Origin of the sequence: Limnohabitans sp. JirII-31 (assembly GCF_002778315.1) — a bacterium.
In the GTDB taxonomy this organism is placed as follows: Bacteria; Pseudomonadota; Gammaproteobacteria; order Burkholderiales; family Burkholderiaceae_C; genus Limnohabitans.
Genome location: NZ_NESA01000012.1, coordinates 1 through 26,599 on the forward strand (window position 1 = coordinate 1; position 26,599 = coordinate 26,599).

Sequence of the window (26,599 nt, forward strand, 5' to 3'; positions counted from 1 at the left end):
CCGTGGGGGCCAGGGTGTCCACGCTGTAGTTGGCGCTGCTGGCAATGCTGCCGCTGTTGCCTGCGATGTCGGTGTAGCTCGCAGCCAAGCTGACCACGTTGCTGGTGTCTTGCAGGTTGACGCTGGGGGTGAAGGTGCCCGTCCAGGTGACGCCGCCGTCGGCGCTGCTGAGCGTGCTCAGGCTGCCGTTTTGCACCGTCACGTCGCTGTTGTCAAAGCCGCTCACGGCTTCGTTGAAGGTGATCGTCACCACGCTGGTCTCGCCCACTTTGAGCGCGCTGTCCGACAGGCTGATGCTCGCCGTCGGCGCCAGGGTGTCGATGCTGTAGTTGGCACTGGTGGCGGTGCTGCCGCTGTTGCCTGCGATGTCGGTGTAGCTGGCGGCCAGGCTGACCACGTTGCTGGTGTCTTCCAAGTTCGCGGTGGGCGTGAAGGTGCCCGTCCAAGTGACGCCGCCGTCGGCGCTGCTCAAAGTGCTCAGGCTGCCGTTTTGCACCGTCACGTCGCTGTTGTCAAAGTCGCTCACAGCCTCGCTGAAGGTGATGGTGACAGCACTGGTCTCGCCTGCTTTCAAAGACGTGTCGCTGAGTGCTATGGCGGACACACTGGGACCCGTGGTGTCCACGCTCACGTGGTGATGCAAAGATGCGTCGCTGGCTGTACCGGCGATGTTGATGAGTTTGGCGTTCAGGTCATGCGTGACACCGCTGCTCAAGATCGGCGTGTTGAAGTCCACCGCGCCCGCCAAAATGTCGGCCGACGTCAGGGTGATCGGGTTGCCCAAGGGCGTGCTGCCGTCGTACAGCTGCACGGTGTCATTGGCCACGGCACTGGTGCCTGCCAGCGAGACGGTCACCGTCAACACGGTGTCGTCTGTGACGCCGCCCTCTGCCACGGCGCCGGTGATGGTGCCCACATCGTCCACGATGCGGCTGATGCTGGGCGCCACCGGCGCCGTGGTGTCGATGGTGACGCTGTAGTTGCCAGACGCTGCGCTGGCGTTGCCCGCCACGTCAATGACTTTGGCGTTGAAGGCGTAGGTGGTGGCGTTGCTCAGGCTGTTGGTGGTGATGTCCACATAGCCGTTGCTGATGTCGGTGGCACTCAAGGCGGCTGCGCTGGCGATGACACTGGTGTTGTCGTACAGCTGCACCGTGTCGTTGGCCACGGCACCCGTACCCGTCAGGCTGACCCGCACCACCAGTTGGGTGTCGTCACTGAGCCCGCCGTCAGCCACGGCTCCGGTGATGGCGCCTACGTCATCGATGACACGGGTGATGCTGGGTGCCAGAGGGGCTGTGGTGTCAACCGTCACCACGTGGCTGGCCGACACCGCACTGGCGTTGCCTGCCACGTCGGTGACTGTGGCGTTGAAGGTGTACGTCGTCGCGTCGCTCAGCGTGTAGGTGGTGATGTCCACATAGCCGTTGCTGATGTCGGTGGCACTCAAGGTCAGCGCGCTGGCGATGGCCGTGGTGTTGTCATACAACTGCACGCTGTCGTTGGCTGCGGCACCTGTGCCCGTCAGGCTGACGCGCACCACGAGTTGGGTGTCATCGCTGCGCCCACCGTTGGCCACCGCACCGATGATGGTGCCCACGTCGTCGGTGACGCTGCCGATGCTTGCCGCCGCAGGTGCTGCGGTGTCGATGGTGACGGTGTAGTCGCTCGACACCGCACTGATGTTGCCCGCCACGTCGCTGACTTTGGCATTCAAGACGTAGCTGTTGCCGTTGCTCAGGGTATGGGTGGCGACGTCGACATAGCCATTGCTGATGTCTGTGGCACTCAAGGTCACCGCAGTGGCTATCGTGCTGGTGCCGTTGTAGAGCTGCACGCTGTCGTTGGCCACGGCCCCTGTGCCGCTCAAGTTCACACGCACTACCAGTTGGGTGTCGTCTGTCACGCCACCCGCAGCCACCGGGCCAGTGATGGCACCCACGTCGTCGGTGACGCTGCCGATGCTCGGCGCTGTAGGTGCGGTGGTGTCGATGGTGACGGTGTAGTTGGCTGACGCTGTGCTGGCACTGCCCAGCGCATTGATGACTTTGGCGTTGAAAGCGTAAGTGGTGGCGTTACTCAGGGTGTTGGTGGTGATGTCCACATAGCCGTTGCTGATGTGGCTGGCACTCAAGGTCACGACACTGGCGACTGCGTTGGTGCCGTCGTAAAGCTGTAGGGTGTTATTCGCGACTGCGTTGGTACCACTCAGGCTGACCCGCACCACCAGTTGGGTGTCGTCGCTGCGCCCGCCGTTGTTGACCACGCCAGTGATAGAACCGACGTCGTCTGTGACACGGGTGATCGTGGGCGCGCCAGGTGTTGAGCTACCCACCACGCCCGAGGTGCTGGAACCACCCGAACCACCCCCACCAGATAAAAGCAGCAAGGGCGCCAAGCCAATCAGCGTGTTGGCACCGAAGACGGGCAGCCACACGCTGTCTGAATCTTTGTCTTTGGCCCCCGCCGTCGTGGCCGTGTTGGGGTTGTTTTGACTGGCTGATGCCGCGCTCTGGTCGTTGGCGCAAAGCAAGGTTTTGTCGTTGCTTGGGCTGGCAGATGCCATTTGTTCCGTGGCACCCAACACACGTTCAGCGCCATCCAACTCAGTCACTGTCAACAGGGCTGGCGCACTCGATTGGGCATGGGCGTAAAACCCCTCCAACACCAACTCGTCACACTCTGGCGTGGAGAGGATCAAATCATCTTGCTCTTGACGGTGACTGATTTTTTGTTTCTTGCGGGCTGCTGTGTCTTGTGCAGACACCTTGGGTGGCAGCAGCCTGTAGGCGGCCCCTGGGTGCACTTTGACCTTGGTGGCTTGTCCCGATGAGGCTCCGACGGCAATCGTCCATGGGCTGGGCGCTTGCTCGCTCTCGGACAGCCACAGACCGTCCATTTGGAGAGACCATTTTTTGGCGTCTATCCCTTGGGTAGGGGGGGTAGATTGCGCTGCATTGTTTTTTTTAGGAGGATTGAGTTCTGCAGGCATGAGAGGTTTTTCTAGAGAGCGGGCCGATGTTTTGCACCCTGTCTATCGGCCTCAAAGTCGTGTGACTTGAAAGACTTTACATATTTAATGATTTTGTTATTTTTATTGTTTTTGATGATTTTATTGTCATAAACAAGATATTTTTATGATCGAAATCACAGGCAAAAAAATAAAGAAAGCAGTACTCAAAAAATATGAAGGCGACTTAGAGATTGCCTTGCTCAAAAAGCAATTCTTTGGCGTTCAATGCCCGGAATTTTTAGAAAAAACAAACCCTAAATAGCTCACACCCAATTGGCGTGTTCAAAGCACAAAAAATGGCCATGCAAGCGCGCATACGGCGCACACGTGCATCGAGCGGACGTGAAGAAGCCCACAGCGCGTGATGCTGTGCGCTGTGCAATCGATGAAAAGGAGAAATCAGCGGTGACCACCGCCGATGGGGGGACTGGGGCTGCTTAGCTGCCCGCGATTTTCATGCGGTTGATCAAGACCGAGCCGATGGTCTTGGCACCCATGGTGTAGGCGTCCGATCCAATGGCCTGGATGCCTTGGAACATGTCTTTGAGGTTGCCCGCGATGGTGATTTCTTGCACGGGAAAAGCAATCTGCCCGTTCTCCACCCAAAAGCCACTGGCACCACGTGAATAGTCACCCGTGACGTAATTCACGCCTTGGCCCATCATCTCGGTCACAAACAAGCCGGTGCCCAGTTTTTGGAGCATGGCGTCGAGGTCGTCACCTGCTTGGGTGAGCCGCGACTGCATGACCAGATTGTGCGACCCACCCGCATTGCCCGTGGTGGGCATGCCCAGTTTGCGACCCGAGTAGGTGCTCAGGAAATAACCTTGCACGCGCCCCGCATCCACCACGCGACGAGCGCGGGTGGTGACGCCTTCGTCGTCAAACGGCGAGCTGCCTTTGCCACGCAGCTCATGGGGGTCTTCCAAGATGTCGATGTGTTTGGGGAACACGCGCTTGCCCAGCGAGTCGAGCAAGAAGGTGCTCTTGCGGTAGAGCGAGCCGCCGCTGACGGCCTGCACAAACCCGCCCAACAAGCCCGCCGCCACAGGCGATTCGAACAACACCGCGCATTGGGTGGTGGCGATCTTGCGCGACTTCAAGCGGCTCAAGGCACGCTCGGCGGCGTAGCGGCCCACGGCTTCGGGGGACGACAGCTCGTCGGCCGAGCGCATGGAGGTGTACCAAGCGTCGCGCTGCATGTTGTTGCCTTTGCCCGCGATGGGCGACACCGACAGGCTGTGACGCGAGCTGGCATAGCCGCCGCGAAAGCCGTGGGTGTGGGCACTGAAGAAATGGCTTTGCTGGGCCGACACCGCAGCACCTTCGCTGTTGGTGATGCGCTTGCTGGTGCGCAGTGCGGCCTCTTCGCAGCGCAGGGCCAACTGAGCCGCCTCTTCGCTGGTGATGGCCCAGGGGTGGAACAAGTCCAACTCGGGATGGTGTTTGGCAATGTCTTGCTCATCGGGCAGGCCAGCCATGGGGTCTTCGGCCGTGAAGCGCGCAATGTCGTAAGCCGCTTGCACGGTGCGCTCAATCGCCGCTTTGGAAAAGTCAGAGGTGCTGGCATTGCCACGGCGGTGGCCCACATACACGGTGACGCCGAGCGATTTGTCGCGGTTGCGCTCGACGTTTTCCAGCTCACCCTTGCGCACGGACACGCTCAAACCGCTGCCCTCAGAGGCTTCGGCACCCGCATCGGTGGCACCGAGTTTTTTGGCGTGCCCCAGTGCCAGATCGACCAATTCTTCAAATTGATCACGGCTGTAACTGAAACCCTGAGAGGTGTGACGGGCAGGGACGGCGGGTTTTGGGGTGGCTTTGCTCATATCGGCGGCTATGATACTTGCCACTGTGTTTCCCTTTGTGTTGAAGGGCAAGCCGACCGCTTTGGACCCCCTTCTTTTTATGTCACGCAAACCCAAAAAAGGTTACTTCGTTCGCGGCCAATTTGTGGCCGAAGGCAGCGAACTCGACCTGGAACTCAAACGCGAACTCAAAGGCACCGACAGTGCCAGCCGCACCGATAAAAAACGCGAAAGCGACGAGCGGCAAGATCTCGGGGTAGAACTGCTGACTTTGCGCACCGACTTGTTGGACCGACTGCAAACCCAAGGCCATTTGAACGACCAACTGCGCGAGGCCATGGCCGAAGCGCGCCGCATCACCAACTTTGAAGGCAAGCGTCGCCAAATGCAGTACGTGGGCAAGTTGATGCGCAAGCTCAACGAAGAGGCGGTGGTGGCCATGCGCGACACGCTCAACGAACAGCGCATGGGCAGCACCCGCGACACCCTGGCCCTGCACCTGGCCGAGCATTGGCGAGACCGTCTGATTCAAGACGACAACGCGGTGTCGGAATGGATGCTGGCCCACCCCAGCACCGACAGCCAACAATTGCGCGCCTTGGTGCGCCAAGCACGCAAAGACGACACCACCTCCAAAGCCGATGTGGCCAAAGGTCTGCTGCCACGCCAGGGGCGCGCTTACCGTGACATTTTTCAACTCGTCAAAACCACCTTGAGCGATGCCGAAGACGCGGCCCGCACCCCCGAGGACGACGACAGCGAGGTGTACAAGCCATGACCGAGACTGCCCTGCCCATACCCGATGCACGCTGCGACACCCTGAAGGTGGGCATCGTGTCGATCAGCGACCGCGCCTCCAGCGGCACTTACGAAGACAAAGGCCTGCCCGCGTTGCGTGACTGGTTGGGCCAGGCCTTGTTCAACCCCATCGACTACCACGCACGTTTGATTCCGGACGAACAAGCCACCATCAGCCAAACCTTGATTGAGTTGGTCGATGCAGGCTGTGCTTTGGTGCTGACCACCGGCGGCACAGGCCCAGCTTTGCGCGATGTGACGCCCGAAGCCACCCTGGCCGTGGCCGACAAAGAGATGCCAGGCTTTGGCGAGCAAATGCGCCAGATCAGCTTGCGATTTGTGCCGACCGCCATCTTGTCGCGTCAAGTGGCGGTGATTCGTGGCCAGAGCCTGATCATCAATTTGCCCGGTCAACCCAAATCGATCCAAGAAACCTTGGGTGGCTTGAAAGACGCCGAAGGCAAGCAGTTGGTGGACGGCATCTTTGCCGCTGTGCCGTATTGCATTGACTTGATTGGCGGCCCCTACATGGAAACGCGCGACGCGTTTTGCAAAGGCTGGCGGCCTAAAACGGCGATCAAGTCCAAGCGGGTGTAAGACCCGCCCGTGCGTCAGTCCAGCAACTGGTTGATGCGCGCTGCTTCGAAGTGTTCTTGACGCGCTGCATCACTGGGCACGCAATCGGCACCGGTTTGCGCATTGGACAGTTGTTCAATGGCTTGCCAGAGCAACGCAATTTGATGCTCTTGACCCGCTGCGCTGTCAATCAGGCCACGCATGGCCTGGCTCAGGGGGTCGTCGTTTTGCGTGACCCCATAGGCTGAAAAACCCATCTTCGACGCCGCTTCTTCGCGCTTGGCATCCGACTCGGCCTGGATGATGCGTGCGGGGTTGCCCACGGCTGTGGCCCCCGCAGGCACGGGCTTGGTCACCACGGCGTTGCTGCCCACCTTGGCGCCATCGCCCACGGTGAAGCCGCCCAACACTTTGGCGCCTGCGCCAATCACCACATCGCGGCCCAGCGTGGGGTGACGCTTGGTGCCTTTGTAGAGCGAGGTGCCCCCCAAGGTCACGCCTTGGTAAATGGTGCAGCCGTCGCCAATTTCGGCGGTCTCACCCACCACCACGCCCATGGCATGGTCAAAGAACACGCGCTCGCCAATCTTGGCGGCAGGGTGAATTTCAATGCCGGTCAACCAGCGTGAGAGATGCGAGATGAAACGCCCCAACCAACGCAAGCCCCAACCCCAGCAGGCATGGGCCAAGCGGTGCAACACCACGGCGTGCAAACCGGGATAGCAGGTGAGCACCTCCCAGCGGCTGCGCGCAGCAGGGTCGCGGTCAAGGATGCATTGAACGTCGGAGCGAAGGCGTGAAAACATAAGCGGTGAGTCTATCGTTTGTCGCTGGCGGCTTGCGCCATGCTTTTGGCCACACCACGCAAGATGTGGATTTCTTCTTGCGTCAGCTGCGCCCGATTGAACAACTGGTTCAAGCGCGGCATCAGCTTCTTGGGCGACTCCGGATCCAAAAAACCAATCGTGGTCAAGGCTTGTTGCCAGTGTTCCAACAAACCTGCCACTTGTGCGGCGTCGGCCAACTCGCTGGGAGGCACGGCCTCTTGCACTGCAAAACCACCCAGGGCCATGCGCCACTCATAGGCCAGCACCTGCACCGCAGCCCCCAGGTTGAGAGAGCCAAACTTGGGGTCGGTGGGAATGCTCAAGCAGGTGTGACATCGGTACACGTCTTCGTTGCGCATGCCAAAACGCTCGGAGCCAAATAAAAATGCCACCCCTTGCTGCGGGGCTTGCGCGTGGGACGCAGCCAGGGCTGCAAAGTGACTGCGCGGGTCCAGGGTGGGCGGGCCAAAGTCACGCGGCGTCATGGCGGTGGCACACAAGTGGCTGATGCCATCGAGCGCCTCATCGAGCGTGGCGACGATGCGCGCGTTGTGCAGCACATCCAAGGCACCACTGGCGCGCTGGATGGTTTCTTCACGGCGCAAGACGTTGTCCCAACGGGGAGCGACCAACACCAAATCGGTGAAGCCCATGACCTTCATGGCGCGTGCGGTCGCCCCCACGTTGCCGGCATGGCTGGTGTTTAAAAGAATGAAACGGGTGTGCATGGGCAATGTGCGTAACGAGGGGCGTAAAATCTGGCCTATTGTCGCCGCCCGCATCACCGGGTCTGTTCATTCGACCCTTTGCCGGGTCAGCTCTTCACACAATCCATGTCGTCCACACTCCACCCCATGATCAACGTGGCCATCAAGGCCGCACGCGCCGCTGGTGCCATCATCAACCGCGCTGCCCTCGATGTGGAAGCCGTGCGCATTTCGCAAAAGCAAGTCAATGACTTTGTCACCGAAGTCGACCACGCCAGCGAACGCGCCATCATCGACACCCTGCTGACCGCCTACCCCGACCACGGCATCTTGGCCGAAGAGTCTGGCTCAGAACACGGCAACCCGAAGGCAGACCACATCTGGATCATTGACCCGCTGGACGGCACCACCAACTTCATCCACGGCTTTCCTGTCTATTGCGTGAGCATTGCCTTGCAAGTGCGCGGCAAGCTCGAGCACGCCGTGGTGTACGACCCCAGCCGTAACGACTTGTTCACCGCCACCAAGGGGCGCGGCGCGTTCATGAACGATCGCCGCATCCGCGTGAGCAAACGCACCCGCTTGGACGAGTGCTTGCTGTCCACCGGTTTTCCGTTTCGTCCCGAGGACGACTTTGACAAATACCTGCGCCTGATGGGCGACGTGATGCAACGCACCGCCGGCCTGCGCCGCCCGGGCGCTGCCGCACTCGACCTGGCCTATGTGGCAGCGGGCTTCAGCGATGGTTTCTTTGAACTGGGCCTGCAGCCCTGGGACATGGCTGCCGGTGCCTTGCTGATCACCGAAGCGGGTGGCTTGGTGGGCAACTTCACGGGCGACGCCAACTTCTTGGAACAACGCGAGTGCTTGGCAGCCAGCCCACGCATTTATGCCCAACTGGTGCCCTTGTTGCACAAGTACTCCAAGTTCGCCAGCGCCGACGACAAGCGTGCGGTGAGCGAATCGGCCAAGACCTTGAGCATCTCGTCGCAGGGCGAGGACGACGCGCCTCTGTAACGCGGGCCTGGGCCAGTAAGTACTGAGCCCAAGTCAGGCCCTGCGTGATGCGGAGGGTGTCTTGCTGGAAATAACCCGCATCCTCTTGGCCACTTCTGATGTCGTTTTCCGCGAGGCTGTTGACTTGCTATCACCATCGTCTCTTGAGACACGCTTGCGCGCAAGTGCTTTCGTTGCGGGAGCCAAAACAGCTGCGTCTGCTGCCACGGTATCGTTTTCACGCCAAGGCAAAAAGTTTGGCAAGTTGATTCGGTTGCCGTTCTTCGCAACCACAGAAAGCTCCAGATTCAGATCAAGCGTTTTCAAAAATCGCCTGAGTGTGGAGACATAGGTGTCGGAGCGCTTCTCAAGCTGAGAAACCGCATGCTGTTTGATGCCGAGCTGTTTGGCGACTTGTACCTGTGTCTTGCCAACCGCCTTGCGAAAGTCAGTGAGGGTCTCGGCGTGCGCAATCATGTCTTCGATTTTTTTGACACTCAGCGCCTCGATCTTCTTTTGCCGATCCTTTGGGAGGCCATCGATGATGTCGTCTAAATTTCGTCCCATGGTCATCTCCTATTTTTTCCCTGAGTAACTTTGCTTTTGATCTCAGGCTGGGCCACCTTGAATCTAGCCAAATGGCTGTCAAAACGTTCATTGGCCGTTTTCAACAAGTCTTTGTAGAACCTCTTCTCAACTGACCCCTGTTTAGCCGCTGCAACCAAGACGATGGCGTGACGATTGGGGTCGAAGGCAAAAGCTGCTCTCCAAATCTCTGCGCCGCGATTCGCCTTGAAGCGCAGTTCTTTCATATTGGGATGCTTGGCATTATTGAGCGTCCCAACGTGAGGACGATCAGCCTTTGGCCCTAGCTTCTTGACAGCCACCAGTGTGGCCAAAAGCTCATCCTGAACATCTGGTGAAAGCACATCAAACTCCGGGTCGAAGTCGTCGTGAAAAATGACCCGCCATTCCTTTCCCTGCCTCAATTATCACCCCTTATTGATATCATGCAAAGATGATTTCTTATTTTCAAATCAAAAACTCTGCTTCTTGACAATAGCGCCGGGTGGGCGATGAGATGGGTAGCGCCGTTTTGACAGTATTTAAGTCACGCTACAAAGCCTGTCAAAATACAAGCGAGCGAAACACTTGTCGGCATGAACGCATAAACGCGCCAAGTCATTGATGCAAAAAGAACCCATTCAGAACGAAAAAGCACCCAAAGACTTCGCAGAACACACCCCCATGATGCAGCAGTACTTTGGCCTCAAGGCCGAGTACCCCGACACGCTGTTGTTCTACCGCATGGGCGACTTCTACGAGTTGTTCTTTGCCGATGCCGAAAAGGCCACCCGACTGCTCGACATCACGCTCACGCAGCGCGGCCAATCGGGCGGCCAGCCGGTGGTGATGGCGGGGGTGCCATTCCATTCAGTCGAAACCTATTTGGCACGCTTGCTCAAGCTGGGCGAATCGGTGGCCATTTGCGAACAGGTGGGCGATGTGGCCACCAGCAAAGGGCCGGTTGAACGCAAGGTGGTGCGCGTGGTCACCCCCGGCACGCTGACCGACAGCGCCTTGTTGTCTGACAAGAGCGAAGCCTTTGTGCTGGCGGTGCACCAAAGCGCACGCACCGGGTGTGGCTTGGCGTGGCTGAGCATCACGCAAGGCTTGGTGCATCTGGCCGAATGCGACAGCGATGCCTTGCCCAGCTGGCTGGCCCGCATTGCGCCCAGCGAGGTGATTTACAGCGCCGAAGTCAGCCCTGTGTTTGAGCAACAGCTCAAGGCCTTGTGCCAGCAGGTGAACCTGCCCATCCACATCCGTCCGGCCTGGCAGTTTGATGCTGCCCTAGGCGCACGCAAATTGTTGGAGCACCTGAAGGCAGCCTCGCTCAATGCCTGGAACGCCCAAGACGTGAGCCAAGCCCACGCGGCTGTGGCCGCGCTGCTGGGCTATGCCGAGCACACGCAAGGCCGTGCCCTGACCCATGTGCACGGCGTGATGGTGGCACGCGATGACGCGCTGATTGATTTGCCCCTGACCACCCGCCGCAACCTGGAGCTGACCCAAACCCTGCGCGGCGAAGACAGCCCCACGCTGTTCTCACTGCTCGACACCTGCATGACGGGCATGGGTAGCCGCGAGCTCAAGCGCTGGCTGCTTGAACCCGAGCGTGACCGCAGCAACGCCCAACACCGTTTGGCAGCGATTACAGCCTTGCAAGACACCCGGCACGGCCAAGCCTACAAAGCCTTGCGCGAAGCCTTGAAAGGCTCGGCCGATGTGCAGCGCATCAGCGCGCGCGTGGCCTTGCGTCAGGTGCGCCCACGCGAGCTGGTGGCACTCGGGCTGGCCCTGCACAAAGCCTGGCAGATGCAGCCGCTGTTGGCGCCCCTGTTGCCCGCCAGCCCCTTACTCCACACCGTGGTGCAAGCCCTGAACATGCCGCCTGAATGTGCGCAGCTGATTGCCAGCGCGCTGTTGCCCGAGCCTGCCGCGTTGGTGCGCGATGGCGGCGTGATGGGCGACGGCTTTGACGCCGAACTCGATGAGTTGCGGGCCATTCAAACCAATTGCGACGACTTTTTGCTGGCGCTGGAAACGCGTGAGCGCGAGCGCACCGGCATTGCCAACCTGCGGGTGCAATTCAACAAGGTGCATGGCTTTTACATTGAAGTCACGCAAGGCCAGGTGGACAAGGTGCCCGAGGACTACCGCCGTCGCCAGACCCTGAAAAATGCTGAGCGTTTCATCACGCCCGAACTCAAAGCCTTTGAAGACAAAGCACTGAGCGCACAAGAGCGTGCGCTGGCACGCGAAAAGTTTTTGTACGAGCAATTGCTCGACGCGCTGCAAGTGTTTGTGCCAGCCCTCACCCGTTTGGCCACGGCGGTGGCCACGCTGGACGCCTTGAGTGCTTTGGCCGAACGCTCGCTCACGCTGAATTGGTGTGCCCCCGAGTTTGTCAAAACCCCTTGCATCGAGATCACCCAGGGTCGTCACCCGGTGGTTGAAGCGCGTTTGGCCGAAACCCATGGCATGGCCTCGGGCGGTGCCGCCAAAACCTTCATTGCCAACGACACGCGCCTGGGGCCCACGCAACGCATGCAAGTCATCACCGGCCCCAACATGGGCGGTAAGTCCACCTACATGCGCCAAGTGGCCCTGATCGTGTTGCTGGCCAGCATCGGCAGCCATGTGCCAGCGAGCGCCTGTCGCTTGGGGCCGATTGATGCCATCCACACCCGCATCGGTGCGGCCGATGACTTGGCCAATGCGCAGTCCACCTTCATGCTGGAGATGACCGAAGCCGCGCAAATCTTGCACGCCGCCACGCCACACAGCTTGGTGCTGATGGATGAGATTGGCCGTGGCACCTCGACCTTCGACGGCTTGGCCTTGGCCAGCGGCATTGCCGCGCATTTGCACGACAAGACGCAAGCTTTCACGCTGTTTGCCACCCACTACTTTGAACTCACCGAGTTCCCGGCCAACCACCGCGCCGCCGTGAACGTGCACGTGAGTGCAGCAGAGAGTGGCAACCACATTGTGTTTTTGCACGAAATTCAGCCGGGACCTGCCAGCAAGAGCTACGGCATCCAGGTGGCACGTTTGGCAGGCATGCCGACCCCCGTGCTCAACCATGCACGTCATGCCTTAGCCTCGCTCGAAGCGGGAGCCGATGCGTCACGCGTGCAGGTCGACCTGTTTGCCCCACCGCCTGAAGTCGAGCACGTAGGCCCCAGCTTGCTGCATGCGAAACTGGCCGAGATCGACCCCGACAAACTCAGTCCACGCGATGCGCTGGACGCCCTGTATCAACTCAAGAAACTGTCATGACTTATTGCGTAGGCATCAAACTCAAAGCTGGCTTGGTCTTTTTGTCAGACTCGCGCACCAACGCGGGCCTGGACCAAATCAGCACCTTCCGAAAAATGATCGTCTACGAAAAGCCGGGCGACCGCTTCATGGTGTTGTTGTCGGCGGGTAATTTGTCGATCTCGCAATCGGTGCGCGAGATCTTGCAAGTCGAGCAACTCAAAGACACACCCGAGAGCGACCCCACCACCATTTGGAATGCCAAGAGCATGTTTGACGCGGTGCGCGTGCTGGGCTCCGCCATTCGCCGGGTGTACGAGCGCGATGCGGCTGCACTGAAAGCCGCTGGCGTGGACTTCAATGTGTCGCTGATTTTTGGCGGGCAAATTGCGGGTGAAGGCATGCGCTTGTTCCAGGTGTACTCGCCCGGCAACTTCATCGAAGCCACAGCGGAGACGCCGTACTTTCAAATTGGCGAGTCCAAATACGGCAAGCCCGTGCTCGACCGCGTGCTGCACCCCGACACCCCGCTCAACGAGGCAGCCAAATGCGCCCTGGTGTCGATGGACTCGACCCTCAAATCCAACTTATCGGTGGGCTTGCCCCTGGACATGGTGGTGTACGAGGCCGACAGTTTTCAAAGCGACAAAGTGGTCTGCATCGACGAGCACAACCCCTACTTCCAAATGCTGCATAACAGCTGGGGCCAGCGCTTGCGCGAAGTGTTCGATGGCATTGAAGACCCGATGTGGGATGGTGGCCAAACCACCACGCCTCTGATGCAAGCCGCTTTGCGCGCGCAAGCCCTCAAAAAAATTGAGACTCCAGACGACAAGCTGATCTGACTTGCATGACACCGCAACCCCTGATCGTCTTCTCGCACGGCAACAGCTTTCCAGCGAGCACGTATGGCGTGATGCTGGATGCCTTGCGCCAGCGTGGTTTTCAAGTGGAGGCCATTGAAAAGCTGGGCCACAACCCACGCTATCCGGTGACCAACAACTGGCCTCACTTGGTGCAAGAGCTGACCGACTTTGTGACGCCTTTGGCCGCTGCTGCGCCGGTGTTTTTGGTGGGGCACTCACTGGGCGGCATCTTGAGCATGATGGTGGCAGCCCAATCACCCGCTCTGATACGCGGCGTGGTGTTGCTGGACTCGCCCATGCTGGGTGGCTGGCGCGCCAACTTGCTCAAGATGGGCAAACGCCTGCCTATGGCGGAGTCACTGTCGCCCGCCGCGGTGAGCCGCAAACGCCGTATCAGCTGGCCCAGCCAAGCCGAGGTGTTGGCCCACTTTCAACGCAAGCAGGTGTTTGCCAAATGGCACCCGCGCGTGTTGCACGACTACGTGACGCACGGCACGCATGAGGTGCAGGGTGCACAAGGCGTGCGCCGTCTGCTGAGTTTTGACCGCGACATTGAAAGCGCGATTTACAACGGCTTGCCCGATCACTTGGAGGGCTACTTCAAGCGTCACCCCTTGCAGTGCAAGGCGGCCTTGATTGGCGGCTTGCAATCGCGTGAGTTGCGGCAAGTGGGGCTGGACTTCAGCCGCCGCATCACCCAAGGACGCATTGCCATGGTGGATGGCACACACCTGTTTCCGATGGAGCATCCGCTGGTGGCGGCGGCAGCCGTTGAGGCCGCGCTGTTGAATTTGATTGGCTGATGAAAGCGGGCTGATTGAACTGGGCTGGTATTTACGCCGACCAAGTCACCGCGCCTGACCAAGCGGTGGCCAACACCACGACGCCAAACACAATGCGGTACCAGGCAAACGGGATGAAGCTGTGGGTGGCGATGTAGCGCAACAGCCAACGCACACACACCCAAGCGCTGATGAACGAAAACACCAGGCCCACTGCAAACACGGGCGCGTCGGCCAAGCTCAGCAAGGCACGCTCTTTGTACAGGCTATAGGCACCGGCCCCGATCAAGGTGGGAATGGCCAGGTAAAACGAAAAGTCGGTAGCGGCTTTGCGTGATAGCCCCAACAACATGCCGCCAATGATGGTGGCACCACTGCGGCTGGTGCCTGGAATCATGGCCAGGCATTGCACCAAGCCCACCTTTAAAGCGTCGCGCGGGGTCATGGACTCGACATTCAAGATGCGGGCGTTGTCGTTGGGGTGCACATCCATCGCGCCCTCGGTGCCGGTCAAGGCGTGGCGTCGTCCCCAGCCCTCGGCCCACAAGATGATGAAGCCACCCAAAATGAAGGTGCTCGCCACCACGGTGGGCGTGAACAAATGGGCTTTGATGAACTTGCCGAACAACAAGCCCAACACCACGGCAGGCACAAAGGCAATCAGCACATTCAACGCGAACCGGCGTGCCATGCGTTGCGAAGGCAAAGCCACCACGGTGCTGGCTATTTTTTGCCAGTACACCAAGACCACCGCAAAGATGGCACCCGTTTGAATGGCAATGTCAAACACCTTGGCCTTGTCATCGTCAAAGCCGAGCAACGCACCAGCCAAGATCAAATGTCCGGTGCTGGAGATGGGCAAAAACTCGGTCAACCCTTCGACCACGCCCATCACGGCGGCCTTCAATAGCAAAACGATATCCATACAACTCCAGCAAAACGTGCGCAATTATCGGGGCGACTGAGGGTGGCGGCGCAGATACAACACCGCCAACACCAACGAGCCCACTTGCAGCGCCGAACAAAAGAAGAACGGTGCACCAATGCGCCAATCGCCTTGCGGAAAGTGCGACACCGCAGCCAGCAAAGGGGCACCCAGCATGGGTGCCACCACGGCCATCAAGCCGTTGAGTGAGCTGACGGCCCCCATGGTCTGGCCTTGGTTGCGGCTGTCGGCAGCAGACGAAATCAAGCTTTGCACCGAGGCCGTGACCGTACCCCCGAGCAGGTTGATGCCAATCACGGCGTACATCATCCAGCCCTCGGTGGCGGCACCCCACAAAAAGTACCCCAGCGCCGACGACACCAAACCCATGATGACCAAACGCTGAGGCTTGAAGCGTTTGAGCAGCGGGCCCATCAACACCCCTTGCACCAGCACGGCCGTGACCCCTACAGCGGTGAGTGAGTAACCGTTTTCCTCTGCCCCCCAACCAAACTTGAAGGCGTTGTAGAGCACCCACACGGTGTAGAGCACAAACTGCGCAAGGCCACTCAAGGCCACCACGCCCACCAAAGGCCCCACGCCTCTGAGCTGAGCCAAACCACGCAAGGCCTTGATGGGGTTGGCGTCGCGCCAGGCAAAGGGTTTGCGCTTGTCCAATGGCAGGGACTCAGGCAACACAAAGTAGCCATACAGCAGGTTCAACAAGGTCAAACCACCGGCCAAGTAAAAAGGCAAGTGCAGGTTGATGGCCCCCATCAAACCACCCACCACGGGCCCGATGATGAAGCCCACGCCCATCATGGCGCCTAGCAAGCCAAAGCGTTTGGCACGTTGCTCGGGTGACGAAATGTCGGCCACATAGGCGTTGGCAATGGCAATATTGCCTTGCATCACACCACCCAAGGTGCGCACCACGATCAAGCCCCACAAGGTGTCGGTCAGCGCAATGCCAAAGAAGCTGATGCCCAAGCCCATGAAACCCAGCAACAACACCGGACGGCGACCAAAGCGGTCTGACAGTGCGCCCAGCAGCGGCGAGCCCAAAAAGTTGGCCATGCCAAAGGCCACAGCGACCACGCCGTACCAATAGGCCTGATCGGCTTGGTTGGCAGAAAAACTGGCCACCAGCACAGGCAAGACCGGGATGATGACCCCAATGGCCGCCATGTCGATGAGCACGGCGAGCATGATGAAAGGCATCGCCGCCTCACGGTTGCGAAGGGTTTGAAACATAGTGGGAAGGTCGATTCAGAGCAAAGAGATGGAGTGCGCATTTTAAAGAGCACCCTGCACTCGAGAAGGCATGGGGCCGCCTCTAAAATGAAAGTTATGACTACACCGGCTGACAACGACCACAAACCCAGCAATTTTTTGCGCCAAATCATTGAAAACGACCTGGCCCAAGGCACTTACGCCAGCCGCCGTTGGGCCGGCAGCCCCGGTGACGCGGCACACCACGCACAAGGTGCACCAGACCCAGCCAAGATTCGCACCCGTTTTCCGCCCGAGCCTAACGGCTACTTGCACGTGGGGCATGCCAAAAGCATTTGCCTGAACTTTGGTTTGGCCCGCGATTACGGTGGCGTGTGTCACCTGCGCTTTGACGACACCAACCCAGAAAAAGAAGACACCGAGTACGTCAACAGCATCATCGACGCCGTGAAGTGGCTGGGCTTTGACTGGGCGCAACTTGGTCAAACGCCAGGCAGTGCTGCGCCTTATCAGGCCAGCGACTACTTTGACTTCATGTACCGCGCGGCCGAGCACCTGATTGAAGCGGGCCACGCCTATGTGGACGAGCAAAGTGCAGAGGACATGCGCGTCAACCGCGGCGATTTTTCTAAACCCGGGGTCAACAGCCCGTTTCGCAGCCGCACACCGGCTGAGAACTTGGCACGCTTTCGCGACATGCGAGGCGGTTTGCTGGAAGACGGCGCGGCGGTGCTGCGCGCCAAGATTGACATGGCCGCGCCCAACATCAACATGCGCGATCCGGCCATCTACCGCATTCGCCGTGCCACCCACCATCACACGGGCGACACCTGGTGCATCTACCCGATGTACACCTTTGCGCACCCGATCGAAGACGCGTTGGAACAAATCACCCACAGCATTTGCACGCTGGAGTTTGAAGACCAGCGCCCGTTTTACGACTGGTTGATGGCCCGTTTGTGCGAAGGTGGTTTGCTGGCAGCGCCCTCACCTAAGCAGTATGAATTTGCGCGCTTGAACCTGACCTATGTGGTCACCAGCAAGCGCAAATTGGCCCAACTGGTCAACGAAGGCAAGGTGTCGGGCTGGGACGATCCGCGCATGCCCACCATCGTGGGTTTGCGCCGTCGCGGCTACACCCCCGAGAGCTTGCAGTTGTTCGCCGAGCGCATTGGTGTGACCAAGAGCGACAGCTGGATTGACTACAGCACCCTGGAGGGTTGCCTGCGTGAAGACCTCGACCCCAAAGCCGCGCGTGCATCCGTGGTGCTGGACCCGGTGAAACTGGTCATCACCAACTGGGATGCCTTGCATGGCGCTGGCACGCTGGACGATTGCCACGCCCCAGTACACCCGCATCACCCCGAGTTGGGACAACGCCAATTCAAGTTCGGCAAAGAACTGTGGATTGAGCGTGGCGACTACAAAGAAACACCACCCAAAGGCTTCTTTCGCTTGTTTCCCGGCAACAAGGTGCGCTTGAAATATGGCCATGTCATCACCTGCACGGGCGCCATCAAAGACGCCAACGGCCAAGTGCTTGAAGTGCATGCTGAACTCATCCCCGACACCAAGAGCGGCACGCCCGGATCGGACAGTGTGAAGGTCAAAGGCGTGATCACTTGGGTCGGCGCATCGGATGGCGTACAAGCCGAAGTGCGCCTCTACGACCGCTTGTTCACCGACGCACAACCCGACGCAGGTGGCAAAGACTTTTTGAGCTTGCTCAACCCCGACAGCTTGAAGGTGGTGACCGCGTATGCCGAACCTTCATTGGCGCACAGCGCGGCAGGCACGCACTTTCAGTTCGAGCGCCATGGCTACTTTGTGGCCGATCGCACAGACCATGCGGCAGGTCGCTTGGTGTTCAACAAGGCCACGGGGTTGAAGGACACGTGGGCAAAGTAATTCGCTCGATTACTTTTTCTCCACCGGATTTGCCGTCAACAAGTGCGCGGGATAGGCACGCATAAACTCCCGCGCTTTCTCTGGACGGGTGGTGAGCCAAGCGCCATACGCACCCTCGCCCAAGATAACGGGCATGCGTTTTTCGTTGCCGTTTTGTTGGTAACGGTGCAATAAGGCATGGCTGTTGGCGTTGACGGTCAAGAGGGTGAAGCTGATGATCTCGGTGCCGTCTTTGGCCCAGCGCTCCCACAAACCTGCCACGCCCATGGGCTTGCCGTCCACACGGGCGATGCGCGTTGGCACGGGTTTGCCGCTGCGCCAGTCGTCTTCAAAAAACGCCATCATCGGCACGATGCAGCGCTGACCGGCCAGCCAAGTGTCGCGAAAGTTGTTGGAGGTGCTCACCGTCTCGGCTCGCGCGTTGACCAGTTTGGTGGAGCGCAGTTTGGCGTCAGAGGCGGACTTGACCCAAGGCGGCACCAAACCAAATTGACCCTGCCCCAATTCAAGCTGTAACGACGCAGGCGCGTCCACATCCACTGGGGTATCCCCGGGCACGGGCGCGTTGCGAACGAAGACACCCGGTTTGCGCGGCCACAGCTCACGCAACACGGCGGCTTCGGGGGCCGACACACCAAAGGCGTCGGGGTACAGGGTGGCGGTTTGCACGCTCTCGTAATGGGCAGTCATGCGGCCATGCTAGCAGTGCCTCGTTGCTCGCCTGCTACGCTTGGGGCCATGCTCATTCGCTTCAACAAACCTTATGGCGTGCTCAGCCAATTCACGCCGGAGGGACGCTGGCGTGGCCTGAAAGAATTCATCGATCTGCCAGGCGTGTATGTGGCCGGGCGCTTGGACGCTGACAGCGAAGGCTTGTTGCTGCTCACCGACGATGGCCGCCAGCAGGCCCAGATTGCCGATCCACGCTTCAAGATGGAGAAAACCTATCTGGTGCAGGTGGAGGGTGTGCCCAGCGAGGCAGCGCTACAGACGCTGCGCCTGGGCGTGTTGTTGAACGATGGCCTCACACGCCCAGCGCGTGCACGCGTGGCCGAACCACCCACCGCGCTGTGGGAGCGCACGCCCCCCATCCGTGTGCGCATGAACAAGCCCACGTCGTGGCTGGAGTTGGTGATTCGCGAGGGCCGCAACCGCCAAGTGCGACGCATGACAGCCGCCGTGGGCTTGCCCACCCTGCGCCTAATCCGTACCGCGATAGGCCCCTACAGTCTGAACGAATTGGCCAGTGGCGCTTGGCAACAAGAAATATACCCAAATAAGGTATGATAAAACCCATTATGGGTATAAAAACCAATGACAGCCTCGCCAACGCATTGTTTCCAAAGGTGCGCCAGCGGGTGCTGTCTGTTTTGTTTAGCACACCAGACCGAAGCTTTTATGCCAACGAGGTGATTTCCCTCGCGCAGTCAGGCACAGGTGCGGTTCAGCGCGAGTTGGCCAATTTAGCGCAAGCAGGGTTGATTACCGTCACCAAGCTTGGTAACCAAAAACACTTTCAAGCCAACGCCCAGTCCCCTCTCTATGCCGAGCTACGAAGCTTGGTCCTCAAAACAGTCGGCCTGGCCGATGTGCTGCGCAACGCATTGGCCCCCATGGCCGCAGGCATTCGCTCGGCGTTTGTCTACGGCTCAATGGCCAGCCAGCAAGACACCGCAAAGAGTGATGTGGACGTTTTGCTAGTCAGCCAAACCCTGAGCTACGCCGATGTGTTTGCTGCGCTTGAAAGTGCGAGTCAACAACTTAAGCGCAACATCAACCCAACGCTATACACGCCTGACGAATTTGCCCAACGCCTCGACCAAGATCAGGCCTTCATCACGCGCGTGATGAATCAGCCCAAGATTTGGTTGATCGGTCAGTTGGAGCAAAAAAATGGACAACAGCGCACTTAAAAATCTCAGTGGTCCCGGCAAATCACTCAAGGCCGAGCCACCCGACAACGCTGAGCTGGCAGGACTGATGCGAACAGGCAGCATGCGCTTGCGCGACGCGCAGTCACCAACGCTTGCACTAGAAAGCCAATTCGATTTGGCCTACAACGCCGCACACGCACTGTGCTTGGCAGCGCTAAGACACAAGGGCTATCGGCCCAGCAACCGATTCATCGTATTTCAAGTTTTGCCGCATACGTTGGGACTTGGCCCGGAAGTTTGGCGTGTGCTGGACAAGTGTCACAACACACGCAATCTTGGTGAATACGAAGGCATGCTGGACGTGAACGCACGGTTGGTGTCCGACCTTATTTCCGCCACACAGCGTGTCCTTGATGCCTTGAACGCACAGCCCTTAAGTGATGTGAATTACCATGGTCCCGTCTCAGTCCGAGATGATCTTCCAGGAGGGCTTATGGCCAAAGGCGAACAACACAGCAACAAAATGACGAAGAAGCCTAAAAAGGACAACTCGCCCCCCAAGACCTCCACCTCGGACCGTCCCAACCCGCCCACCACCTACGTGGCACCTCGCGGCAAGATCAAGAACAAGTGATGCACCCCGCAGCCCCGTCCATCGCCAGCTTGCGTCAAGCGCTGTCTGAGGTGCGTGGCGGCGCGCTGAGCGTGTCGGCGTTCAGCAGCGCGGCACGCTCCCAAGAGGTGTTGCTGCAAGCCCTGCCCGCACGCTACAGCGAGGTGTGGTTGGGGCTGTTGGACCGCTTGGAGTCGAGCGCCTTGTTCAGCGAAGAAAGCTGTTCTTTCAGCCAAACCGAATTGCTCGACAGCTTGGGCCTGTGGCTGGACAAAGCCGAGCAACAACTCCATAACCATGTCTGATTCTTTTGAAATTTTCACCGTCAAAGTGATGCCCGCTGATTTGCAGTACGACGTCGAAGGCGACCTGAGCTTGCTGGAAGCGGCTGACATGTCGCGTGTGCAGCTGCCCAGCTCTTGCCGCAATGGCACCTGCCGCACCTGCCTGTGTCGCTTGGTCAGCGGAGAAGTGACGTACAGCATTGAGTGGCCAGGCCTGAGCGCCGAAGAAAAGGCCGAGGGCTATGTGCTGCCCTGTGTGGCCCACCCCACCACGCATGTGGTGCTTGAACAACCCGACGCCAGTGCCTGCTGAGCCCCTGCCTGTGATCACCCCGATCTACGAAGACGAACACCTGTTGGTGCTGGACAAACCCAGCGGCCTGTTGTCGGTGCCAGGACGCGGGCCCGACAAACAAGACTGTTTGTCCAAACGCGTGCAAGACCGCTATCCCGATGCTTTGGTGGTGCACCGCTTGGATCAAGACACCTCCGGCTTGTTGATCATGGCGCGTGGCATTGAGGCGCAACGCCGCATCAGCCGTGCGTTTGAAACACGCCAAGTGCACAAGCGTTATGTGGCGTTGGTGGCGGGCAACCCGTTGCTCACCGCCTCAGCACCCAACGACGAAGGCTGGTACACGGTGGAAGGCCCGATTTTGTTGGACTGGGAGCGTCGCCCCATCCACATCATCCACCCCGACGGCAAACCCAGCCGCAGCCTGTGGCGCAGCCTGCATGTGGGCGATACAGCCAGCCTGATTGAGCTGGAACCCTTCACGGGGCGCACCCACCAACTGCGGGTGCACATGCAAAGCCTGGGTCACCCGATGCTGGGCGACTCGTTGTACGCGCCACCAGAGGTGCTGGCCATGAGCCCGCGCCTGATGTTGCACGCCAAGAGCCTGGCGCTGGCCCATCCGTTCACCCAAGAACCTCTGGCGTTTGAGCTGCCGATGGCCTGGGCTGCGTCAGCGCCGTATCAGATGGCGTAAGAGATCTGTAGCCGAGCGGGTGCACACTGGATTGGTTTTAATTTCATCCACAGGAGACAAGCATGCGTGAAGTCGTCGTCGTCAGCGGTGTTCGCACCGCCATTGGTACTTATGGTGGCAGTCTGAAAGACATTCCGCCCACCGAATTGGCCGCACAAGTCGTGCGCGAGTCCTTGGCCCGTGCGGGCGTGGACGGCAAAGACGTGGGCCACGTGGTGTTTGGCCATGTGGTCAACACCGAACCCAAAGACATGTATTTGTCACGTGTGGCCGCCATCAACGGCGGTTGCGGCCAAGCCACTCCCGCCTTCAACGTGAACCGTCTGTGCGGCTCGGGCTTGCAAGCCATTGTGTCGGCCAGCCAGGCCATCATGCTGGGCGACTGCGACATCGCCATTGGCGGTGGTGCCGAGAACATGAGCCGTGGTCCCTACGCATCGCTCAGCGCACGCTGGGGCGCTCGCATGGGCGACACCAAGATGGTCGACATGGTGGTGGGTGCGCTGCACGACCCTTTCCACACCATCCACATGGGCGTGACGGCCGAGAACATTGCGGCGCAATTTGGCATCACCCGCGACATGCAAGATGCCTTGGCCGTGGAAAGCCACAACCGCGCACAACGTGCCACCGAAGCGGGTTACTTCAAAGACCAGATCCTGCCAGTGATTCTGAAGAGCAAAAAAGGCGATGTGGCCTACGCCACCGACGAGCACTTCCGCCCCAACTGCAAGCCCGAAGACATGGCCAAGTTGAAGCCCGTGTTCGTCAAAGAAAACGGCACCGTGACCGCAGGCAACGCCTCGGGCATCAACGACGCCGCCGCCGCTGTGGTGCTGATGGAAGCCAAGACAGCACAAGCCCGTGGTGCCAAGCCGCTGGGTCGTCTGGTGGCTTACGCGCACACCGGCTTGGAGCCCAAGATCATGGGCATGGGCCCGGTGTCGGCTTCCCGCTTGGCATTGCAAAAAGCGGGCTTGACGGTCCACGACATGGATGTGATTGAAGCCAACGAAGCCTTTGCCGCCCAAGCCTGCGCCGTGAGCAAAGAACTCGGCTTTGACCCGGCCAAGGTCAACCCCAACGGCTCGGGCATTTCGCTGGGTCACCCCATCGGTGCCACGGGGGCCTTGATCACCGTGAAGGCCTTGTATGAGTTGCAACGTATCCAAGGCAAATATGCCCTGGTGACCATGTGCATTGGCGGCGGCCAAGGCATTGCCGCCATCTTCGAGCGCATGTAACCACCATGTCCGGCCCCGCCGACGCTGCCCCCACAGACGCAACACACCAGTTTGCGTTGTTGGGTCAACGTCGGTTTGGGCCTTTTTTCTGGACCCTGTTTTGCGGGGCCGCGAACGACAACCTGTTCAAGTTCGCCTTCACCGTGTTGGTCACCTACCAACTCAGCATCGACTGGCTGCCGCCCAGCTTGGCGGGCCTGGTGATTGGGGCCGTGTTCATCCTGCCGTTTTTGCTGTTCTCGGCCACCAGCGGCCAATTGGCCGACAAATACGATCCCATTGCCTTGATGCGCTGGGTCAAGAACTTTGAAATCGCCGTCATGGCGCTGGCCGCCTGGGGCTTTGCCAGCCATCAAGTCGCCACCTTGCTGGGCTGTATTTTTTTGATGGGTGTGCACTCCACCTTGTTTGGTCCGGTCAAATTTGCCTACCTGCCGCGCGTGTTGAATGCACAAGAACTCACGGGCGGCAACGGCATGGTGGAGATGGGCACGTTTGTCGCTATTTTTTTGGGCAATGTGGCAGGCGGCTTGTTGGTCGCGTTACCTGACATTGGGCCCACGTGCGTGTCGCTGGCCTGCTTGGCACTGGCTGCACTGGGGCGTTTTGCCAGTGCGTTGATTCCGCCGGGGCGCGCCTTGGCACCGCTGCTGCGCATCAACTGGAACCCATTCACCGAGACATGGCGCAACCTGCGTTTGGCACGCAGCAACCCCAGTGTGTTTCACACCCTGCTGGGCATCAGCTGGATGTGGTTTTTTGGTGCCACCTTTTTGAGCCAATTCCCCAGTTTTGCCAAAGAGGTGTTACACGGCGACGCCCATGTGGCCTCGCTGCTGCTGGTGTTGTTCTCGGTCGGTGTTGGCACAGGGGCTTTGTTGTGCGAGCGGCTGAGCCGACGTGACGTTGAAATAGGTTTGGTGCCGCTGGGTGCCATCGGCATGAGTGTGTTTTGCATCGACTTGTTCTTTGCGGTGCGGCATCTGCCTGCGGCTTTGCCCATGGATATCTCGGCCTTTGTGGGCCACGCAGCGCATTGGCGGGTGATGGCCGACTTGGCTCTGCTGAGCCTGTTCACGGGCCTGTACAGCGTGCCCATGTATGCCTGGGTGCAGTTGACCAGCCACCAAGACCACTGTGCACGGTTGATTGCGGCAACCAACATCCTCAACGCCTTGTTCATGGTTGCCAGTGCCTTGATCGCCGGGGCCCTGCTCAGCGCAGGGCTGACCATTCCTGAGGTGATGCTGTGCACCGGCGTGGCCAATGCCGTGGTGACAAGTGCCATTTTTTGGGTGGAGCCCAGCTACCCACGTCGCTTTGTGGCGTGGCTACGCACTTGGTTGTAAACAAACGGCATTCTGCGTGGAAGGTGCCCAGCGCCACCCGTCTCTCGCTTGACTTAGCGCAACTCAAAGACGTGGTTTTCAATTTATGCTCTCGGCATTCAAGATTTGGAGAGCAATGCCATGACCACCGAGACCCTCGACTTCACCGCTGCACGTGCACCCACCCTGGCGTGGAGCGATGCCTTGGGCCTTGAACTCGACTTCATGGACGACACCCACCGCGAGTTTGTGGACCTGCTGGGTGCGACTGAGATGGCCCAAGACGATGAACTGTTGGATCGCTTCGTGGACTTGATCGCGCACACCGAAGAACACTTTGGCAGCGAAGACCGCTGGATGGCGGACACCCACTTCTCATCGAGCAATTGCCACAGCATGCAGCACAACGTGATCTTGCAAGTGATGCGCGAAGGCCTCAAGCGTGGCAAAGAACAAGGCGACTTGGCGTTGGTGCGTCAAATGGCGCATGAGCTGGGTCTGTGGTTCCCGCAGCACGCCCAAACGATGGATGCGGCCTTGGCACTGCACCTGCGCGGTGTGGGCTATGACGAAGCCACGGGGGTGGTATCCAAGCCTGAGGGCCTGCCTCAGGGCGAAATCCATGGGTGTGGTGGGAGCAGCTGCTCTTAGTTCGCACGGACCAGGTCTTGCTTCGTACGGACCAGAAGGCGTGGGTACCTTGTGCCGCTCATGTCCCCCGAGTCTTGCATGCTGCAAGACTCTCCTCCTTCACTTCGCTTCACAAGACACCCACGCCGTCTGGTCCTGAGGGTTTGGCGTGCCTGTGCCTGCGACTTGGGCGCCCGAGGAGGTGTTTGGGTGTCTGTTGCAGCGAAGTCAAGGAGGAGATTCAGGCGTAGCCTGAATCGGGGGACATGAGCGGCAACAGACACCCAAACACCTCCCCCAACATCGCCAAAGAAAAATCTCAGGCGTAACGCTGACGCGCCAACGCAGCACCATCCGCCAAGGCTTGGAGCTTCTTGGTCGCCACCTCACGGCTCATCGGGGCCAAGCCGCAATTGGTGCAAGCAATCAAACGGTGCTTGGGCACAAACTGCAAAGCGCGGCCGATGGTGTCGGCCACTTCTTCTGGCGTTTCAATCACCTCGCTGGCTACGTCAATCACCCCCACCATCACGTCTTTGCCTTCCAGCAAGGCCATCATCTCGGGCGGCACGTGCGAGTGATAACACTCCAAACTCACTTGCTGGATGCTGCTCTTGGCCAAGGCAGGAAACACTTTTTCGTACTGACGCCATTCGTCGCCCAGGGTTTTCTTCCAGTTGTTGTTGGCTTCAATGCCATAGCCATAGCAAATATGAACCGCTGTTGTGCAGGTCAGGCCTTGCGCAGCGCGCTCCAAGGCCTTGACGCCCCAGTCTGCAGCTTGGTCCAGGTAGACGTTGAAGGCAGGCTCGTCAAACTGGATGATGTCCACGCCATCGGCTTGCAAGGCCAAGGCTTCTTGGTTCAACAACTCGGCAAAGGCGAACGCCATCTTGATGCGCCCCTCTTCGCCCTCGCCATAAAAACGATCGGCCACGGTGTCCACAATGGTCATGGGGCCAGGCAAGGTGAACTTGAGTTTTTTCTGGGTGTGGGCACGCGCCAGTTGCGCTTCAAACGCATGCACGCGGCCTTTGAGGCGCAAGGGCGCGATGACCTGGGGCACTTGCGCGTCGTAGCGGTTGTTGCGAATGCCCATGGTGACTTTGTTTTCAAAGTCGATGCCTTCGACCTGCTCTAAAAACCCGTGCACAAAGTGTTGACGCGATTGTTCGCCATCGCCAATCACATCCAGTCCTGCGTCTTCTTGGGCTTTGATCCACAACAGCGTGGCATCGGCCTTGGCTTGACGCAGGGCATCGCCCTCGGCGTGCCACTTGGGCCACAGTTTGTTGGTCTCGGCCAACCACTCGGGTTTGGGCAGGCTACCGGCAATGGCGGTTGAAAACATGGTGAAGCTCCGTGTAGGT

General features: G+C 59.4%; 26 protein-coding genes and 1 pseudogene. 17 read left to right on the forward strand and 10 right to left on the reverse strand.

The features are described from left to right. Window positions 1-2,992: Ig-like domain-containing protein (locus B9Z41_RS13865; protein ID WP_233202690.1), on the reverse strand; the 2,992-nt coding region annotated here is incomplete at its 3' end. A 145-nt stretch (window positions 2,993-3,137) separates the two neighbouring features. Here B9Z41_RS13865 and B9Z41_RS17065 point away from each other — a divergent pair. Next, window positions 3,138-3,275, forward strand: a complete 138-nt coding sequence (locus B9Z41_RS17065) for a hypothetical protein (RefSeq protein ID WP_158236189.1) — start codon at window positions 3,138-3,140, stop codon at window positions 3,273-3,275. Window positions 3,276-3,450: 175 nt separating this feature from the next. On the opposite strand, the gene pmbA is transcribed toward B9Z41_RS17065, so the two are convergent. Continuing rightward, window positions 3,451-4,842: a metalloprotease PmbA gene (gene pmbA, locus B9Z41_RS13870; RefSeq protein ID WP_100147675.1), complete on the reverse strand. Its 1,392-nt coding sequence runs from the start codon at window positions 4,840-4,842 to the stop codon at window positions 3,451-3,453. 79 nt (window positions 4,843-4,921) lie between these two features. Here pmbA and yjgA point away from each other — a divergent pair, with 79 nt between their 5' ends. Together yjgA and mog are read left to right on the forward strand one after the other, a co-directional pair. Further along, window positions 4,922-5,599, forward strand: a complete 678-nt coding sequence (gene yjgA, locus B9Z41_RS13875; RefSeq protein WP_100147755.1) for a ribosome biogenesis factor YjgA — start codon at window positions 4,922-4,924, stop codon at window positions 5,597-5,599. Next, window positions 5,596-6,216 (forward strand): molybdopterin adenylyltransferase, encoded by a 621-nt coding sequence (gene mog / locus B9Z41_RS13880; RefSeq protein WP_100147676.1) that lies wholly within the window; start codon window positions 5,596-5,598, stop codon window positions 6,214-6,216. Before yjgA ends, mog begins: the two co-directional genes overlap by 4 nt. Before the next feature lie 14 nt (window positions 6,217-6,230). Here mog and cysE read toward each other — a convergent pair whose 3' ends face one another. Both cysE and B9Z41_RS13890 read right to left on the reverse strand, forming a co-directional pair. Continuing rightward, on the reverse strand, window positions 6,231-7,001 hold the full coding sequence (gene cysE, locus B9Z41_RS13885) for a serine O-acetyltransferase (protein WP_100147677.1): 771 nt from the start codon (window positions 6,999-7,001) through the stop codon (window positions 6,231-6,233). An 11-nt stretch (window positions 7,002-7,012) separates the two neighbouring features. Continuing rightward, window positions 7,013-7,750 carry an RNA methyltransferase gene (locus B9Z41_RS13890; protein ID WP_100147678.1) on the reverse strand — a complete coding sequence of 246 codons (738 nt, stop codon included), beginning with the start codon at window positions 7,748-7,750 and terminating at the stop codon, window positions 7,013-7,015. Window positions 7,751-7,855: 105 nt separating this feature from the next. Between B9Z41_RS13890 and B9Z41_RS13895 the strand changes: the two genes are divergently transcribed. Next, on the forward strand, window positions 7,856-8,746 hold the full coding sequence (locus B9Z41_RS13895) for an inositol monophosphatase family protein (protein ID WP_100147679.1): 891 nt from the start codon (window positions 7,856-7,858) through the stop codon (window positions 8,744-8,746). A gap of 33 nt (window positions 8,747-8,779) precedes the next feature. On the opposite strand, the gene B9Z41_RS13900 is transcribed toward B9Z41_RS13895, so the two are convergent. Together B9Z41_RS13900 and B9Z41_RS13905 are read right to left on the reverse strand one after the other, a co-directional pair. Beyond that, window positions 8,780-9,292, reverse strand: coding sequence for a helix-turn-helix domain-containing protein (locus B9Z41_RS13900; RefSeq protein ID WP_158236190.1), 513 nt, complete (start codon window positions 9,290-9,292; stop codon window positions 8,780-8,782). Window positions 9,293-9,294: 2 nt separating this feature from the next. Next, window positions 9,295-9,654, reverse strand: a complete 360-nt coding sequence (locus B9Z41_RS13905) for a type II toxin-antitoxin system RelE/ParE family toxin (protein WP_233202692.1) — start codon at window positions 9,652-9,654, stop codon at window positions 9,295-9,297. A 259-nt stretch (window positions 9,655-9,913) separates the two neighbouring features. On the opposite strand from B9Z41_RS13905, the gene mutS reads away from it, so the two are divergent. The 3 genes from mutS to B9Z41_RS13920 are packed head-to-tail and all read left to right on the forward strand — an operon-like array spanning window position 9,914 to window position 14,219. Further along, a complete protein-coding gene (gene mutS / locus B9Z41_RS13910) occupies window positions 9,914-12,571 on the forward strand; it encodes a DNA mismatch repair protein MutS (protein WP_100147682.1) in 2,658 nt (885 codons plus the stop codon). Next, a complete protein-coding gene (locus B9Z41_RS13915) occupies window positions 12,568-13,395 on the forward strand; it encodes a proteasome-type protease (protein WP_100147683.1) in 828 nt (275 codons plus the stop codon). The genes mutS and B9Z41_RS13915 overlap by 4 nt, the downstream gene beginning before the upstream one ends. 5 nt (window positions 13,396-13,400) lie before the next feature. Then, window positions 13,401-14,219, forward strand: a complete 819-nt coding sequence (locus B9Z41_RS13920) for an alpha/beta hydrolase (protein ID WP_100147684.1) — start codon at window positions 13,401-13,403, stop codon at window positions 14,217-14,219. Between the two features lie 31 nt (window positions 14,220-14,250). On the opposite strand, the gene B9Z41_RS13925 is transcribed toward B9Z41_RS13920, so the two are convergent. Both B9Z41_RS13925 and B9Z41_RS13930 read right to left on the reverse strand, forming a co-directional pair. After that, window positions 14,251-15,123, reverse strand: a complete 873-nt coding sequence (locus B9Z41_RS13925) for an undecaprenyl-diphosphate phosphatase (RefSeq protein ID WP_100147685.1) — start codon at window positions 15,121-15,123, stop codon at window positions 14,251-14,253. Window positions 15,124-15,147: 24 nt separating this feature from the next. After that, window positions 15,148-16,377, reverse strand: coding sequence for an MFS transporter (locus B9Z41_RS13930; RefSeq protein ID WP_233202694.1), 1,230 nt, complete (start codon window positions 16,375-16,377; stop codon window positions 15,148-15,150). Window positions 16,378-16,473: 96 nt separating this feature from the next. Between B9Z41_RS13930 and B9Z41_RS13935 the strand changes: the two genes are divergently transcribed. Continuing rightward, a complete protein-coding gene (locus B9Z41_RS13935) occupies window positions 16,474-18,264 on the forward strand; it encodes a glutamine--tRNA ligase/YqeY domain fusion protein (RefSeq protein WP_100147686.1) in 1,791 nt (596 codons plus the stop codon). 9 nt (window positions 18,265-18,273) lie between these two features. On the opposite strand, the gene B9Z41_RS13940 is transcribed toward B9Z41_RS13935, so the two are convergent. Then, window positions 18,274-18,954, reverse strand: coding sequence for an SOS response-associated peptidase (locus tag B9Z41_RS13940; protein ID WP_100147687.1), 681 nt, complete (start codon window positions 18,952-18,954; stop codon window positions 18,274-18,276). Window positions 18,955-19,002: 48 nt separating this feature from the next. Between B9Z41_RS13940 and B9Z41_RS13945 the strand changes: the two genes are divergently transcribed. The 9 genes and pseudogenes from B9Z41_RS13945 (at window position 19,003) to B9Z41_RS13985 (ending at window position 25,250) form a co-directional block, all read left to right on the forward strand. Beyond that, window positions 19,003-19,551: a pseudouridine synthase gene (locus tag B9Z41_RS13945; RefSeq protein ID WP_199173000.1), complete on the forward strand. Its 549-nt coding sequence runs from the start codon at window positions 19,003-19,005 to the stop codon at window positions 19,549-19,551. A gap of 11 nt (window positions 19,552-19,562) precedes the next feature. Further along, window positions 19,563-20,177, forward strand: coding sequence for a transcriptional regulator (locus tag B9Z41_RS13950; RefSeq protein WP_233202696.1), 615 nt, complete (start codon window positions 19,563-19,565; stop codon window positions 20,175-20,177). Beyond that, entirely contained in the window at window positions 20,158-20,772 is a 615-nt protein-coding gene (locus tag B9Z41_RS13955; protein WP_233202712.1) for a hypothetical protein, read from the forward strand. Before B9Z41_RS13950 ends, B9Z41_RS13955 begins: the two co-directional genes overlap by 20 nt. Continuing rightward, a complete protein-coding gene (locus B9Z41_RS13960; protein WP_100147690.1) occupies window positions 20,772-21,056 on the forward strand; it encodes a hypothetical protein in 285 nt (94 codons plus the stop codon). Before B9Z41_RS13955 ends, B9Z41_RS13960 begins: the two co-directional genes overlap by 1 nt. Continuing rightward, window positions 21,049-21,348, forward strand: a complete 300-nt coding sequence (locus B9Z41_RS13965) for a 2Fe-2S iron-sulfur cluster-binding protein (RefSeq protein ID WP_100147757.1) — start codon at window positions 21,049-21,051, stop codon at window positions 21,346-21,348. The genes B9Z41_RS13960 and B9Z41_RS13965 overlap by 8 nt, the downstream gene beginning before the upstream one ends. Continuing rightward, entirely contained in the window at window positions 21,311-22,027 is a 717-nt protein-coding gene (locus B9Z41_RS13970; protein ID WP_100147691.1) for an RluA family pseudouridine synthase, read from the forward strand. The genes B9Z41_RS13965 and B9Z41_RS13970 overlap by 38 nt, the downstream gene beginning before the upstream one ends. Before the next feature lie 62 nt (window positions 22,028-22,089). After that, window positions 22,090-23,271 carry a beta-ketothiolase BktB gene (gene bktB / locus B9Z41_RS13975; protein WP_100147692.1) on the forward strand — a complete coding sequence of 394 codons (1,182 nt, stop codon included), beginning with the start codon at window positions 22,090-22,092 and terminating at the stop codon, window positions 23,269-23,271. Between the two features lie 5 nt (window positions 23,272-23,276). Beyond that, window positions 23,277-24,605: pseudogene (locus tag B9Z41_RS13980) on the forward strand (MFS transporter); the annotation flags it as partial. A gap of 135 nt (window positions 24,606-24,740) precedes the next feature. Then, complete coding sequence (locus B9Z41_RS13985; RefSeq protein WP_100147758.1) at window positions 24,741-25,250, forward strand: hemerythrin domain-containing protein; 510 nt, start codon at window positions 24,741-24,743, stop codon at window positions 25,248-25,250. A 298-nt stretch (window positions 25,251-25,548) separates the two neighbouring features. Here the strand turns inward: B9Z41_RS13985 and B9Z41_RS13990 are convergent, their stop codons facing one another. Beyond that, window positions 25,549-26,580, reverse strand: coding sequence for a methionine synthase (locus B9Z41_RS13990; RefSeq protein WP_100147694.1), 1,032 nt, complete (start codon window positions 26,578-26,580; stop codon window positions 25,549-25,551). Window positions 26,581-26,599: the final 19 nt, after the last annotated feature.

Coding starts and splice junctions, on each gene's coding strand:
- B9Z41_RS13955 (WP_233202712.1), top strand. CDS start 20,158: ATGGACAACAGCGCACTTAAAAATCTCAGTGGTCCCGGCAAATCACTC.
- B9Z41_RS13960 (WP_100147690.1), top strand. CDS start 20,772: ATGCACCCCGCAGCCCCGTCCATCGCCAGCTTGCGTCAAGCGCTGTCT.
- B9Z41_RS13945 (WP_199173000.1), top strand. CDS start 19,003: ATGCTCATTCGCTTCAACAAACCTTATGGCGTGCTCAGCCAATTCACG.
- B9Z41_RS13915 (WP_100147683.1), top strand. CDS start 12,568: ATGACTTATTGCGTAGGCATCAAACTCAAAGCTGGCTTGGTCTTTTTG.
- B9Z41_RS13965 (WP_100147757.1), top strand. CDS start 21,049: ATGTCTGATTCTTTTGAAATTTTCACCGTCAAAGTGATGCCCGCTGAT.
- bktB (WP_100147692.1), top strand. CDS start 22,090: ATGCGTGAAGTCGTCGTCGTCAGCGGTGTTCGCACCGCCATTGGTACT.
- B9Z41_RS13990 (WP_100147694.1), bottom strand. CDS start 26,580: ATGTTTTCAACCGCCATTGCCGGTAGCCTGCCCAAACCCGAGTGGTTG.
- B9Z41_RS13970 (WP_100147691.1), top strand. CDS start 21,311: ATGTGGTGCTTGAACAACCCGACGCCAGTGCCTGCTGAGCCCCTGCCT.
- B9Z41_RS17065 (WP_158236189.1), top strand. CDS start 3,138: ATGATCGAAATCACAGGCAAAAAAATAAAGAAAGCAGTACTCAAAAAA.
- mog (WP_100147676.1), top strand. CDS start 5,596: ATGACCGAGACTGCCCTGCCCATACCCGATGCACGCTGCGACACCCTG.
- cysE (WP_100147677.1), bottom strand. CDS start 7,001: ATGTTTTCACGCCTTCGCTCCGACGTTCAATGCATCCTTGACCGCGAC.
- B9Z41_RS13900 (WP_158236190.1), bottom strand. CDS start 9,292: ATGGGACGAAATTTAGACGACATCATCGATGGCCTCCCAAAGGATCGG.
- B9Z41_RS13925 (WP_100147685.1), bottom strand. CDS start 15,123: ATGGATATCGTTTTGCTATTGAAGGCCGCCGTGATGGGCGTGGTCGAA.
- yjgA (WP_100147755.1), top strand. CDS start 4,922: ATGTCACGCAAACCCAAAAAAGGTTACTTCGTTCGCGGCCAATTTGTG.
- B9Z41_RS13930 (WP_233202694.1), bottom strand. CDS start 16,377: ATGTTTCAAACCCTTCGCAACCGTGAGGCGGCGATGCCTTTCATCATG.
- pmbA (WP_100147675.1), bottom strand. CDS start 4,842: ATGAGCAAAGCCACCCCAAAACCCGCCGTCCCTGCCCGTCACACCTCT.
- mutS (WP_100147682.1), top strand. CDS start 9,914: ATGCAAAAAGAACCCATTCAGAACGAAAAAGCACCCAAAGACTTCGCA.
- B9Z41_RS13890 (WP_100147678.1), bottom strand. CDS start 7,750: ATGCACACCCGTTTCATTCTTTTAAACACCAGCCATGCCGGCAACGTG.
- B9Z41_RS13935 (WP_100147686.1), top strand. CDS start 16,474: ATGACTACACCGGCTGACAACGACCACAAACCCAGCAATTTTTTGCGC.
- B9Z41_RS13985 (WP_100147758.1), top strand. CDS start 24,741: ATGACCACCGAGACCCTCGACTTCACCGCTGCACGTGCACCCACCCTG.
- B9Z41_RS13895 (WP_100147679.1), top strand. CDS start 7,856: ATGTCGTCCACACTCCACCCCATGATCAACGTGGCCATCAAGGCCGCA.
- B9Z41_RS13920 (WP_100147684.1), top strand. CDS start 13,401: ATGACACCGCAACCCCTGATCGTCTTCTCGCACGGCAACAGCTTTCCA.
- B9Z41_RS13940 (WP_100147687.1), bottom strand. CDS start 18,954: ATGACTGCCCATTACGAGAGCGTGCAAACCGCCACCCTGTACCCCGAC.
- B9Z41_RS13950 (WP_233202696.1), top strand. CDS start 19,563: ATGGGTATAAAAACCAATGACAGCCTCGCCAACGCATTGTTTCCAAAG.